The sequence below is a fragment of the Devosia submarina genome (assembly GCF_003056345.1).
Classification (GTDB): Bacteria; Pseudomonadota; Alphaproteobacteria; order Rhizobiales; family Devosiaceae; genus Devosia; species Devosia submarina.
On the sequence record NZ_PYWB01000018.1, the window covers coordinates 13,944 to 27,394 of the forward strand.

General features: G+C 59.1%; 9 protein-coding genes and 1 pseudogene. 5 read left to right on the forward strand and 5 right to left on the reverse strand.

Features of this window, described 5'->3' with window-relative positions; translation table 11 throughout:
* Positions 1 to 49: 49 nt before the first annotated feature.
* Genes DDE77_RS18730 through DDE77_RS18740 form a run of 3 tightly spaced genes read right to left on the reverse strand, consistent with a single transcriptional unit; the run spans position 50 to position 3,999 of the window.
* Positions 50 to 1,135 carry a polyamine ABC transporter substrate-binding protein gene (locus DDE77_RS18730; RefSeq protein ID WP_108399012.1) on the reverse strand — a complete coding sequence of 362 codons (1,086 nt, stop codon included), beginning with the start codon at positions 1,133 to 1,135 and terminating at the stop codon, positions 50 to 52.
* Positions 1,128 to 2,915, reverse strand: coding sequence for an ABC transporter permease subunit (locus DDE77_RS18735; RefSeq protein WP_108399013.1), 1,788 nt, complete (start codon positions 2,913 to 2,915; stop codon positions 1,128 to 1,130). Before DDE77_RS18735 ends, DDE77_RS18730 begins: the two co-directional genes overlap by 8 nt.
* A 52-nt stretch (positions 2,916 to 2,967) precedes the next feature.
* The gene (locus DDE77_RS18740; RefSeq protein WP_245895400.1) at positions 2,968 to 3,999 is read right to left on the reverse strand and encodes an ABC transporter ATP-binding protein; all 1,032 of its coding nucleotides are present in this window, start codon (positions 3,997 to 3,999) and stop codon (positions 2,968 to 2,970) included.
* 107 nt (positions 4,000 to 4,106) lie between these two features.
* Between DDE77_RS18740 and DDE77_RS18745 the strand changes: the two genes are divergently transcribed.
* From DDE77_RS18745 to DDE77_RS18755, 3 genes and pseudogenes are all read left to right on the forward strand, one after another.
* Positions 4,107 to 4,991, forward strand: a complete 885-nt coding sequence (locus tag DDE77_RS18745) for a LysR family transcriptional regulator (protein WP_108399014.1) — start codon at positions 4,107 to 4,109, stop codon at positions 4,989 to 4,991.
* Positions 4,992 to 5,518: 527 nt separating this feature from the next.
* Positions 5,519 to 7,558, forward strand: a pseudogene (locus tag DDE77_RS18750) (hypothetical protein).
* Between the two features lie 418 nt (positions 7,559 to 7,976).
* Positions 7,977 to 8,711, forward strand: a complete 735-nt coding sequence (locus DDE77_RS18755; protein ID WP_157959951.1) for a family 16 glycosylhydrolase — start codon at positions 7,977 to 7,979, stop codon at positions 8,709 to 8,711.
* Between the two features lie 36 nt (positions 8,712 to 8,747).
* On the opposite strand, the gene DDE77_RS18760 is transcribed toward DDE77_RS18755, so the two are convergent.
* Positions 8,748 to 8,999, reverse strand: a complete 252-nt coding sequence (locus DDE77_RS18760; RefSeq protein ID WP_157959952.1) for a hypothetical protein — start codon at positions 8,997 to 8,999, stop codon at positions 8,748 to 8,750.
* A 150-nt stretch (positions 9,000 to 9,149) separates the two neighbouring features.
* Here DDE77_RS18760 and DDE77_RS18765 point away from each other — a divergent pair, with 150 nt between their 5' ends.
* Positions 9,150 to 9,971: an HlyD family secretion protein gene (locus DDE77_RS18765; protein WP_108399017.1), complete on the forward strand. Its 822-nt coding sequence runs from the start codon at positions 9,150 to 9,152 to the stop codon at positions 9,969 to 9,971.
* Entirely contained in the window at positions 9,971 to 11,941 is a 1,971-nt protein-coding gene (locus DDE77_RS18770) for a glycosyltransferase family 2 protein (protein ID WP_108399018.1), read from the forward strand. The genes DDE77_RS18765 and DDE77_RS18770 overlap by 1 nt, the downstream gene beginning before the upstream one ends.
* Here the strand turns inward: DDE77_RS18770 and DDE77_RS18775 are convergent.
* Complete coding sequence (locus DDE77_RS18775; RefSeq protein ID WP_157959953.1) at positions 11,938 to 13,032, reverse strand: cache domain-containing protein; 1,095 nt, start codon at positions 13,030 to 13,032, stop codon at positions 11,938 to 11,940. The two genes, DDE77_RS18770 and DDE77_RS18775, sit on opposite strands and share 4 nt — an antisense overlap.
* Between the last annotated feature and the right edge of the window lie 419 nt (positions 13,033 to 13,451).

Here is a 13,451-nt window from a genome sequence, read left to right on the forward strand (position 1 = left end):
AACTCGGTCGGTTTGGACAGGCGGGCGCCGGAGCGTCCGCCATCGGAAATCAGCTCAGAAGCCAGTTGTTGAAGCGTTCGGCTGCCTGCTCCTGGACAGGGCCCCAGAACCGGAAGTCCAGCGGACCCATCTGGGCGAGATTTTCCGGCAATGTCGGCAGGGACGCGCTGCGGGCGGGGTCGATGAAGTCGAACGCGCCCGGGTTGGAGGGACCGATTCCTATTTCGCCGCAGGCCACGGCCTGCCGCTCGGGATCGGCACAGAAGCTGATGAACTGCCGGGCGAGATCCGCCTTAGGGCTGCCCTTGGGGATGACCCAGCCGAAATTGGTGAAGAACCCGCCGTTCCAGACGATCTTCACCGGCGAGCCGGCATCGATCACGCTTTGCGCGCGCGAATTGAAGGTCGGGCAGATATCGGTTTCACGCGTCTGCAGAAGCGTGGGAGTCTGCGAGGCGGAGGACCACCAGACATCGACATTGGGCCGGATCGCGTCGAGCTTAGCGAATGCGCGAGCCCACCCGGCCTCGTCGGCGAGTACCGTCGGGATTTCGGCGAGCGGCACACCATCGGCCAGGAGCGCGATCTGTATGGTGTCGCGCGCGAACTGCCGCATGCCGCGGCGGCCGGGAAAGCCTTCCACATCCCACATGTCCGCGTACGAAGTGATCTCGCGGTGGAAGGCATCGGTGCGATAGGCGAGGATGAAGGCAGCGACGTCAGACGCGATGAAATGATCGTCCTTCATGGTATCGGGAATGGCGGCGACATCATCGCTCGACAGGTCGAGCGGCTCGAGCAGATCATTCTCGACCAGAGTATGGGCGACGTCCTGCCCAATCGAAGCGCAGAGATCCCAGCGGTAGTTGCCGGTTTCGACTACGGCGCGCACTTCGGCGGCAGGATTGTCCCGGCGTTCGACCGGGATCACGGCAACCCCGGTCTCTGCCTGGAATGGCTCGTAGAAGGCTTTGGTCCAGGCTGCGGTATAGGCGCCGCCGGCATCCCCGATCGCCAGCATGTCGGCGGCTGAGGCCGAGCGGATGAAGGCGGGAGCCGCCAGGGCCACTGCGGTCGCACTGCCAGCGGTCTTGAGAAATTGCCTGCGAGATAGATCCTTGAGAAGTCTAGCCATGGGACATGCCTTTCTGAGTGGTGGCTTTGGCGCGGCGGGTGAAGAACTCCACGGAAAGGACGATTGTTGTGACCCCTATGATCAGCACGGTGGAGACGGCAGCCAGGGTTGGGGAGATATTGAAATGCGCCTCGCTCCAGATGCGCTTGGGCAGGGTGGTCGACAGGCCCGAACTGATGAACATGGCCACCGACAACTCCTCGAAGGAGCGGATGAACGCGAAGACGAAGGATGACGCCACGCCAACTCGGACGATGGGCATCGTGATAATCCAGAAGGTGCGCAAGCCGCCCGCACCCAGTGTTCCGGCAGCTGTATTGAGCTGCCAGTTGTAGTTGCCGAAGGCAGCAACCATGGCGACGATCACATATGGCACGGCAAAGACGGTCTGGCCGATGACGAGGCCCAGATCGGTGCCAACGAGTCCAAGTGTCGAGAAAACGTAGAACATCGCCAGAGCAAGCAGGATATTAGGGATCGCAAGCGACAGGAGAACCAGCCCCATCACTATCGGCTTGGCGGAGACTTCGCCGCGGGACAGCGCCATTGCCGCTGGAATGCCAAGCACGATGGATACTGAGGCAGTGACGAGGCCCACGATGATGGAGCGCAGCGTCGCATCGATCCAGATCGAGGAGGTGAAATAGGCCTCGTACCAGCGCAGCGAGAAACCGCGCGGCGGCCATTCGAGGAAATTGGAGTCTGTAACCGACACGGGGATCAGAAAGAGTGCCGGTGCCGCCAGCCAGACGAGGCCGATGATCGCAAGGATCGCGGTGGCATTGAATCGCGCCCGGGCCTTGCCCGGCGGAGCCGGCGCGCCGCTGCCGAAGAATGGCCCTGTCAATGTTGCGAGGAGCATGAGCATGCGACGCGACGCAGCCTGCTGCAGCGCATGCAGCCGACCGCGCCGGGCGCCGGCTTGGCGTGTCGGCCGTCCGGCAAGGCTGATGCCGAACACCCGGTCTGCAATGACGACGATCAGCAGCGCCAGGACGAGGAAGACGATGGCAATGGCCGCCGCCATGTTCCAGTTAAACAATTCGTCGATCTGCTGGATGATCACCTGTGCGATCATCGTCTCACGCGGCGATCCCAGAAGTGTGGGCTGCACGAAGATACCGAGACTGAGAACGAAGGCGAGTATGAATGACGCCGCGACGCCACTCTTGGTCAGCGGAAAATAGACCAGCCAGAAGTGACGCGCCGGACTGGCGCCGAGTGATGCCGATGCGGCGGCGAGCCGCGGATCGACATTCTGCATGGCGCCGAGAATGGTCAGCACCGAGATTGGCGCGATGGCATGCACGATGCCCGTGATGACGGCACCGCGCGTATAGAGCATTTGCCAGGCTTCACCGGTCAGCCCGAGGCTGGTCAGCGTGCCATTGATCACCCCGTTTTGGCCGAACACTAAGAACCAGGCGATAGTCCGCACCAGGACGCTGATCCAGAACGGGATCAGAACCATGATCATCAGGAGCGCGAACACGCGTCCGGTGCGGCGCGAAAGGTAGAGCGCGATCGGATAGGCGATAAGGGTGCAAAGCACCGCCGAGATCAGCGCAATGCTCAGTGTCGTGGTCGATGTCCGCAGCACAGTGGGGCTGAAGAGGGCGGCACCGATGTTGTTGAAGGTAAAGTTGGAAGCCGAGTCGAGAAACGCCAGGGACAGCATCTGACCAATCGGCCAGATCATGAATACGAGCAGGAAGCCGATGGTCGGAAGGACAAGAAGATTCCCAGCTGCGGCGGTTGAAAAGATGGGCGACCGGGCCATGGGATCACTCCACGAAGAAGCTGGTATCTGCCCAGGACCACTGCAGCCGCACCTAGTCGCCCACGGCCCAGGATGAGGATGCACTGTCGGTCAGCCGCTGGACGGTAACGGCCTTGCCCGATGGCAGGATCACTCCGTACTGGGAATAAAGGCCGTATTGCTCCAAGCTGGCGATCCTTCCGGGCACGCTGGGCCGGTCGTCCGGACCGTCGGCAAAGGCGAAACATTGCGGCCGGACCATCATCTGGCCGTTGGCGGCAACGTCCCGTCCGGGCTTGCCCGTGACCTGCAGATCCGCGATCTCGACCGTGCCATCGGTATCTGTCTGCCGATACGCGAAGATATTGGCGATTCCGAAGAAGTCCGCGGCGAAGCGGGATTCCGGCGCGAAATACATGGCCCGCGGCGCCCCGCTCTGAACGATCGCGCCCTGGTTCATCAGGCAGATGCGATCTGAAAGCGTCAGAGCTTCGGTCTGGTCATGGGTAATATAGACAATCGTCGTGCCCAGCTGGCGGTGGAGTCGCTTGATCTCCTCCTGCATGCTGTCGCGCAAGCGCTTGTCCAGAGCCCCGAGCGGCTCGTCCATCAGAATGATCGACGGCTCATAGACGACGCAGCGGCCGAAGGCGACGCGCTGCTGCTGCCCGCCAGACAGCTCGGACGGCAGACGATCGCCTACAGTGGCCAGGTTGACGGTTTCGAGGACGCGACGAACCTTGATGTCGATTTCGGTGGCGGCCATCCCCCGCATGCGGAGCGGAAAGGCGATATTCTCAAAGACCGACAGATGCGGGAAAAGCGCGTAGTTCTGGAACACGACGCCGATATCGCGCTTGCGCGATGGCAGGTAGGTTGCATCGACCCCGCCGATCTCGACCATTCCGCCGTCCGGGAAGTTGATGCCCGCGATAATGGAAAGAAGCGTAGTCTTTCCCGAGCCGGACGGACCGAGCAGGGTGACGAACTCCCCCGTACGCACCTCGAGCGAGGTCGGCCGAAGCGCATGCAGGTTGTTGTAGCTCTTATGCACGTCGTGCAGTTTAAGTTTGATTTCGCGCTGTTGATGGTCAGGCCGTTCCACTGATCTCGTCCCGAAAAGCTAACGTTTCCTCACGCTAAGAAAATGTTAGACATACTGTCAAATCTATATATTCTATGTCGCAGTATCAAAATATTGGATGATGCATCGTGGAGTTTCGTCAGCTTGAGGCTTTTGTCGCGATAGCCAGACTTGGGAGTTTCAGGGCAGCATCCATGCGCCTGAACGCCACCCAGCCCGCCATTTCAGCGCGTATCGCAGCTTTGGAAGGCGAATTCGGGGTCGATTTGTTCAACCGAGGCTCACGCCCGACGAGGCTCACTCCAGCGGGATTTCGTTTGCTGGATCAGGCTGAGAAAATGCTCGATCTGGCGACGGAAATGCGCCGGGCCGGCAGTGATCAGGTTGGTCAGCGGGTAAGGCGCGTTCGCATCGGCATCCCGAGCGCTCTGGTGCAGCGCTGGGCCTCTACCCTGATCGGAGAGGTATATCGAGAGTTTCCCTGTATCCAGGTTGAGCTTCACATCGATCGCTCGATCATTCTCAAACAGCTTCTGCTCAATGGCGAAATCGACTTCATTCTCGCAATCGGGCCCATTGCGGACCCGGAACTAGTGTCGGCTCCCGTAGCCCGCTATGGCTATCAATGGGTCATCGGCAAGCGACTGAGTTCGCGCCTGACGGTCAACAGTCTTTCGGACATTTTTTCGGTTCCGGTGCTGACCTATGGAAAGTCTTCCGCGGTCTATGGCCAGCTGTTCGATTTCCTGAAAACCCAGGGGCTGGCGGATTTTCAGCTCAGCGGAAGCAACTCCACCGATGCTATTCTCCGTCTAGTGGCCGATGGCATGGCAGTTGGATTTGTTATGTCTATCGCAATTAGCGATAGTCCCAATGCGTTTTCCTTCGAAATTCTCGACCTTCCGACCTCGTCAATTCCCGATGTGGAGTACTTCGCCTGCCGTCGGCGCGATGATACCGAGAGCGCCGCGCAGTTTCTGTTTGACCATGCAACGACGGTACTCACGCCGTGATCTTGGTGTTTCTTAAGTCCCTCGATGCACAAGCACCCAGTGGCTGGGAGAACAATACGAAAAAAAGTCGGTCCGAAAGGCGCCCCATTGCGGTCGTTAGCCGTACCGTTGCCCCCTCCCAAGAGCGGACCTGAGAACAGGCACGCTATTGAGGCCAAGGGGGCTGTTCTCAGTTGTAGCTATCAGCACCCATCTGCACCCATAAAGCTCTCGTTAAATCGACTCGGTCATTTGCGTGCGCTCAAAATCCTGAACGTGTCACGCCGATGCCTAAAGCTGCCCTGACCCCGCGAATGATCTCCGATTTTTGCCGGCTTCGGCTGGTGCAAGTTCTTGAGGAAAGCGAGCGATCCGCGGTGTGCAAGTACCTCACCGATCTCCTCCAGCTGCTGGCCTTCCCTCCATATCGAGGTCGTTGGATCGACTGAGCACAGGTGGGCGTTGCCGCCGGCATCGAGAAGAACCGGCTGCAAGCCGCCCGGCATCAGCTCCAGCCAATCTTTGATGCCGTATCGCGTGCCGTTTCCATGCAGGATTTGGCGCCTTCCCTTCGGACGCCACCGGAAGGTACTCTAGCCATAAAGACGTCAACGGCCCGCTCGCGTTCCCGCTCTGGAGCGTCAGCGGCGCCAGATAAGTCGGCACCGCGTAAGCGGGGTCCGAAGCCAAAGGTCATCGTCGAATTCCCGGAACCGCTATGGACCGAATGGGATGAACCCGAGACCTTTTCAGACGCCCTGAACTTACAAATGAGACGCCACGGCGACACGGTTCGGCACCTGTTCATTGCGTTGAATAGCAACGGCAATGCTAACGACTAACGGACCCTGATGAAGTGGTGCACTGGTCAGCTGGTCCCACGCACGGTGCAGAGCCTTGCCGTCCTAGCAAAGATCGAACGACGCTATCGGCTGCCCGAGGGCTACTTCAAGTCCAAGATGCCGAACCGCGGAGGGGCGACACACGGCCGTGGACTTGAGGGGATTCCTGCACATGAACGCAGGCAGCTGGCGTGGCACCTGCCCGATGACTTCCTGAGCCGATCAAGAACGGAACAGGACGAGATCCTGACTTGGGTGCGTCGCGTCATCATCACCGGATCTACCGATTACCGCCACTATCAGGCCGAAGCCATGAAGCAGAAATATGCCGTGCGCTTCACCGCTTTTCTGGGACGCAAGCGCAAGCCGGTCACCGCGAACGACAATCTGGATGTCCACCTTGATGACCTGGATGCCGAATTGGAGTCGGCGGTGGTCGATGCGCCGGCCGCGTTGGACCAGGAGATGAACGAGCTCCTGCGCTTTAAGACGGCGACGCTGACCGCGTTCGGTTTCCAGCGCAACGGCGTCTGGAACGAAGAGACGGCGTCGCAGAAGGTCGAGCACCTCAGCCTCATGTTCGGCTCGTTGGCGTCGGACCCCCGGAGCACGGTCAAGGGCTGCGGCGTGCCGCTCGATAGTCTTTGCTTCGCGATGCTGGTGTTTCCAGCGGTGTGGGACTGGTACCTGCAATGGCGGGAGCGTCGGCGCGGATTTTACACGAAATGGGAAGTCGACATGCTGAGCGTTGTCCTGGGAATGACCCGTGCGGACACCGGTTGGATACGGCAGACGCCTGCGCTGGCTAATCGACTTCGACCCATTCATGGCCTCATCTCCGAGCAGGACATCCAGGTGGCCCGGAAGGATTGGGACGCAGCTTGCGAGACCTTCCACAAGCATGCCCGGCACCGCATTAAAGAAATTCAGCGAGTCGCCCGCATCCACCGTGATCCGTTTGAGCCCATCCTGCCGGTGCTTGAGGCCGACAGCCCGGTCGGCGAATACCGCAAGATTACCGAGGAGATCGTGCGCTTGATGCCTGATGAGCGTCGGTATCCACGTGCCGCTGCGGAGGCCGTCAGATCGTTCCTGCTCCTGCGTTTGGGCATACACCTCGGGCTGCGGCAGCGGAATCTGCGCGAGCTCCTTGTATGCCCGCGGGGGCGGATGCCGACATCGGAGCGGCATCTTGAGGACAGAAAGCGCGGCGAGCTGCGTTGGAGCGATCGCGAGCAAGGCTGGGAAGTACTGATCCCTGCGGTCGCCTTCAAAAATTCGACGTCGTCGTTCTTTGGGTCGAAGCCGTTTCGGCTAGTGCTGCCGGACTTGGCCGGGCTCTACGACATGATCGATGCCTACCTCGGCCGGCATCGGGCTCGGCTGATTGGCGATGCAGCGGACCCGGGCACCTATTTCGTCAAGTCGGTCAAGCGGACCAGTGCCGATGCATCTTATAACCAGAACACCTTTTACGAAGCTTGGCGCCTGACCATTCAGCGGTACGGGATTTACAATCCATACACCGGCCGCGGCGTCATTAGGGGTCTGCTGCCGCACGGTCCGCATAATGTCCGCGACATTCTAGCAACCCACATCTTGAAGCAAACAGGGTCATATGAGCAGGCAAGCTACGCCATTCAGGACACGCCTGATATGGTAGCAAAACACTACGGGCGCTTTCTGCCGCAGGACAAGGCGGCAATCGCCGCGAAAATACTCAATAGGGTTTGGGAGGCAGCCTGATGCTTCGAAGGGAGCGCAAGTGTGGCGAATAAGCGCCCCCTTTCGGGCGTTTAGACCATCAGCAATTTTCTCCGGAAGCTGCCGTCGTCGTAAGCTAATGGTCTTGGGAATGGAACAGATCAACGAGACAGGAGCTCGCCTCCGGAAGTATCCTCCTCAAACCAGAACGCGGAGGCCGGTGAACCATGGCCTTTGAGCGTCGTTCTGTATCCGGAAAGGAGCGCACCATGATCAGTGTCAACGTCACAACATGCGACATCTCGCCGAACCATAGTGGCGCCGAAATCATAATCGCACTTCATTTGCCAGCGGGCCTAAGCGACCAGTTATCGGTGCTTTCGCAACCTCACAGTCAGAACAGAGTCAAATGACTGTTCGGAGAACTCGGCGCCTTGGGGCTTTGCTCTTGCTCGGGCTCTTGAGCTTAGCAGGCCCGTCCTCGGCACAGCAGCAAGCGGTCAGTCCAAGCTTTTTCGACGACTTTTCCGAGCTCGACTACACACGCTGGTCCGTGTCCGACGGGTGGGCCAATGGAGATCATCAGAACTGCGGCTGGTCCAAGGAAGAAGTCGCGGTCTGGGGTGGCATGCTTCGAATTGGATTTTCAGTCAACCAGGCAGCGGAAGGACGGAGTCATCGTTGCGGCGAACTGCACACGCACCAGGCTTTCACCTACGGCATCTTTGAAGCACGCATCAAAACACCCCCGCATGCTTCGGGCCTTAATGCCGCCTTTTTCACCTATGGCGGTCCTCCTATTGGGCCCGTGCATGACGAGATCGACTTCGAGATTCTGCTGAAAGATCCTTCGCGCGTCCAAACCGCGGGTTATGTGAACGCCCAAGAGGTGCCGCTCGCAACGCCTGCGCTGCCCCAACCCGCCGATCTCGCGTTCACAGACTATGCGTTCGTTTGGGAGCCTGGCAGGGTTACCTACTATGTAAACAGAACGCCTGTTTACACACTGGCGCATCCGAACCCTACGCCCTCACACCCGCAGAGCATCTTTTTCAACCTGTGGTCGAGCGATGTTCGCATCGAGTGGATGGGCCCCTTCCAGGCTCCGGGCCAGCCCTTGAGCATGGAAGTGGATTGGGTCGGATACACGGCGCTCGGCGAACGATGCCGGTTCCCCCATTCCATCACATGCTGAGCTTGCCTATATGGTGGCGGAGCGAACGGGCGTTGTTCAGCCTTCATCCGGCGAAGTCTGAGTTTTCGCTTCTTCCCGTGCCGGCGTTTCAACCCGCCAGAGAACATCCAGCAATGTCAGGGCTACGGTTGCGAGGGCGAGTTTGATGAAGATTTCGCGCTCATACCCTGCCAGCCAGGCTGGGCTGCCGTGCCGGGCGATAAAGAGGAATGCAGCCCCCAGGACGATAACAATGGCGGCGCCGACGAGCATGGAAGATACAAATTGAACACGGACGACTTTAAGCAAGATCGGCTCCCCTGATACGCGTGATCATGGCCGAACTCATTTTCCGTCAGGTCAAATTGAACGATGCAATTTTAGCGGTTTTCAGAAATGCTTCGATCAGCCTAGTTCGGGCAAACTGATCTGCCGATTCCAGCCAAAGGACCTTGCACCATGAAGTTCGCCCTCCGCATTTTTGGCGCGCTGGCTGTCGTCTTCGCCCTTTATATTATCATCGGAGAACAGCTGGTTGGCTCAAGCGGGGACGCTTACGTGAACACACGTCTTGCGGCCGTAAGGAGCCCAGTTCAAGGCACCTTGCAGCTGGCCACAGCACCAGTTGGTGGCCGGGTGGCGCTTAATGAAGTCATGGGCAATGTCACCGGCCGCGTTGCAGATGCAACATCCCTTAATGGCCTTGAGCAGGCCCGCGCCATTGCCGGTGCAGACATCGATACCGTCGGCACAAGCGGCCAAATGCAAGGCGAAAGCCTTGCCCGTCTCGAAGCACGTGCCGCTGCCCTTGACCGGCTCTTGGAAGAAAAGCGCGCTGCGCAGCTGAGCGGGCAGGCGGGCGCCTTGCGCTCGACGGTCAGCGGCGTTGTCTGGAGCATTTCCAGCTTTTCCGGCGAGTTCGTCGCATTGGGCGATACGGTCGCCCAAGTCGCCGACTGCTCATCTCCGTTTATTCATGCCAGTGTTGATCAACGGCTCTATAATCGTCTCTCCGTAGGCGATGCGGCCCAGTTCCGGCTCCACGATGGTCCAGCCATGGAAGCAAGTATTGCCCTGCTGGCTGGAACCGGACCGCGTACCTTGCTCGAAACCCTAGCCATCAATCCAACAGAACGGTTGCTGGAAGGCTATTCCGTCCTGCTGGCGGCGCCTGGCCTAACAGAAAATGGGGCTTGCCCGCTGGGCAAGACTGGTCGGGTAATCTTCAGCTCCGGCCCGCTTTCAGGCTTGGGTGAGTGGCTGTCGGCGATCGGCCTTTGATGATTATTCTTCCCGAATGGCTGCTGGTCTGGGTTCCAAGCCTTCTGGTAATCGGCATCGGCATCACTGCACTGCCTTGGCTTTCGCGCGAGAACACATGGTTACGGCTTGCCGTCATGGCGCTCGCAGTGTTTTTCAGCCTGCGCTACCTGGTCTGGCGGTTTGCCGAAACGCTGGCGCCCTTTGGGTTCACCGCAGATGCGCTGGCCAGCTGGTTGTTTTTTGCCATTGAAGCTGCCACAGCCCTGTCCAGTCTTTCGGCGTTCCTTGTTCTTTCGCGGCATCGCAGCCGCAGTGATGACGCCGATCGTAATCTGAGCTGGGTGACAACGCGCCAGCCAAGGGTAGCTGTGGTCATCGCCACCTATAACGAGGAATGGACTGTTCTCGAGCGGACCATAGCCGGTGCTCTGGCCTGCAAATATTTCAACAAGACCATTCATGTGCTCGATGACGGACGCCGCGACTGGCTTGAAGAGCGCTGTCGTGCCATGGGCGTTGAGCATGTGACCCGCCCGGACAATCTGCATAGCAAGGCAGGCAACATAAACCACTTCCTGCGCGAGGCGCGGCGCAAAGGGGAAGCCCCTGATTTCGTCGCGGTACTCGATGCTGATTTCGTGCCGCACCATGATTTCCTGACCCGCACTCTGGCTCTCTTTGCAGACGAGACCATAGGGCTGGTACAAACCCCGCAGCACTTCTTCAACCCCGATCCCATTCAGCACAATCTGGGTATCAGCCGGTCCTATCCAGACGAGCAGCGGTTCTTTTTCGATTACATGCAGCCCTCGCGCGATGCTTGGGGGATAGCGGTTTGCTGCGGCACCTCCTCGGTCGTGCGGTGGACCGCTTTGGAAAAGATAGGTGACTTCCCCACCGACAGCGTGACCGAAGACTATATGCTCACCGGCACACTCAAGCTCTTCGGCTATTCCACCGTCTACCTCAATGAACCGCTCAGCGAAGGCTTGGCACCGGAGGGCCTCAAGGAATACATTACCCAGCGCTCTCGCTGGTGCCTGGGCCTTATGCAGATCATGCACACCGATGCTGGTCCGCTCAGCCCGAAGGCCTTGCGCCTGCGCGACCGGTGGAGTGTTCTTGATTCCTGCCTTTATTGGCTGACGACCTTCCCCTTCAGGCTCGCCTGCATCGTTTTTCCCCTGCTTTACTGGTTTTTTGGCGTGACGGTGGTCGACGCACGGCTGGCGGATGTCATCAACTTTTTCGCGCCCTACTACCTGGCAACAATGGTCTACCTGAACTTTGTCTCGGTCGGCATGTTCGTGCCGATCGTTAACGACATCAGCCAACTGGTCGGCGCGTGGGAAATCTCAGTATCCGCCATTACTGGCCTGTTCAGGCCAAAGGGGCATGCCTTCAAGGTGACGATGAAAGGAGGAGATCGTGACAAGATCGTTGTCCAATGGCCGATTATGCGCCGCTTCGTTGCTTTCTTCGTTCTCACCGTCACGGGGCTTTTGATCGGGCTGACGTCTGATTACCTGTTTGACGCCCATGCTGGCGAAGGCAAGGTCGTGATCCTGTTCTGGACGATCTACAATCTCCTGGTGCTCGGCGGCACCATGCTCGTGTGCATCGAGCTGCCGCGCACCGCCTCCATCCTGCGCTCACGTCCAGAGTTGGTGCGCGTCTGGGTAGGTGACGAGGTCCGCTCCGCCTGGCTCCTCGATATCCATTTCGAGGCGCTGAGGCTCCGCGGCATTTCCCTGCCGATCGGCACCCCGTTTATCTGCGAGGTGTCGGGCGTTGGCAAGATCGACGGCATCGTGACTCTGTCGCTCACGGCATCAATCGATGCGCAGATACAGATCACCCCGGAACAGCGCGAAGACCTGATCGAGAAGCTTCACACCGGCAGCGGTACGCCCGGGACCTCCGCCGCAGGCTTGGCCGGGCTCACCGCTGGGTTGTTGCGCCGGGTCATCGCCGGCACAATCCACTAAGCGTCCTTCTTGTCCCGTTCGGGGCGGTCCGCACGCGATTGCAGCAGGGCCACGGCGTCGGACAGGACGTTGATCTCTCGGAAGCGGCGATGCTCGCGCATAAAGGGCGTCGGCTCTCCCTTTGCGAGCAGCAGAAGGTTATCAGCAAGCTTCTGCAAGGGTCTGAGCAGAAACGCCGCGATAAGGGCAAACAGCACCACGACGCCGAGGAGAAACGCGGCGAGACCAAGCAGCATGCGTGTTTGAAACTGCCGTTCCGCGCCGGTCACAAACGAGTAGTCCAGACGCGCCACCATGCTCCAGCCAAACGGCGGCAGCGTTCTGTAGCTCAGTTCCGGTTGGGTCGTGGTGAAATAGGTCTGACCGTCTGGCCAAACCTCGGTGTCAGTAGCCACTCGCCCCATGCGTGCGGCCTGAAAGCTGTTCAAGCGCGTGAGTTCTTCTTGGACGTTGGCCGTGCCCAACAGGATGGTGCCGGACCGATTGACGAGGTAGACATCCAGGCGAAGACGCTCTGCCGCTTCTTCAACTAACTGCCGCACCCAGCGCCAGTTGATGTGGGCGCCAAGCACACCACTGACATTCCCATTGTTGTCCAGAACAGGTGCTGAAAAATCCACGAAGCGAAGTGGCTCTGCTTCGCCGGAGCCCAACAAGCGCGCCAGGAGGATGGCTTCATGCACATCGCCTGCGAAGGGTCCCTGCAAGCCCTGCTGAAACCAGGGTCGTTGCCCCACGTTTTCCTCAACCAGCATATTGCGACTGGCAGCCAGCACTGTTCCGCGTGAATCAGCAATGCCGATCCACGATACCTTTTCCCTATCCTGTCCGAGAGAAGCGATCATCGATGGATCGATGCCGGGACCGACCCGTCCTTCCAGACTTGCAGCCAGTGCCTCGACGCGGCGCCACTCCTCATAAAGAGCTCGGCTGATAAAGGCGCTCAGGGCTTCTGTTCGAATCTGCACGGCCTCTTCTGCCGTTGCCGTGCCATAGGCGCGCAATCCAAACTGAAACAAGGCGACAAGGCCGACTAAACCGGCCAACATAATGGCGACAAGTGCATAGGATAGTAGCCAGCGCAATTTCATAGCGATTCTCCTTAGAGGAAAAGTCGCACCAGCGCCGCCGACAATGAACTCCGCAAAGATCTCACTGGTTGACAATGTCTTAATGCCAGCGTCGGGCATGTGAGACTTCAGTGTTTTCTGGCCATACCGATCGAACGGCTTCGTTGAAAACGAAAGTGGTACAAGCTGACCGCATTGAGGCGGTCGCTTTTCTCATATCTTGTTCCTAAATACGACGACCCGCTACCGGCACCAAATTAGCTATCCGCACCACCGCACTTCGAATGGCAGATTTCTGTGAAATGCTACCGAGAGATGGTGTATCGCGGCGGCTGTGGCGCGATCTGAGATCGAGAAGCTGCAGCCCCTTCATGTACGATGCTGTCGAGGTCGCACCTGACCTCTAGCATCCAGGGAAGGAGCAACGGCGATGGCGCATT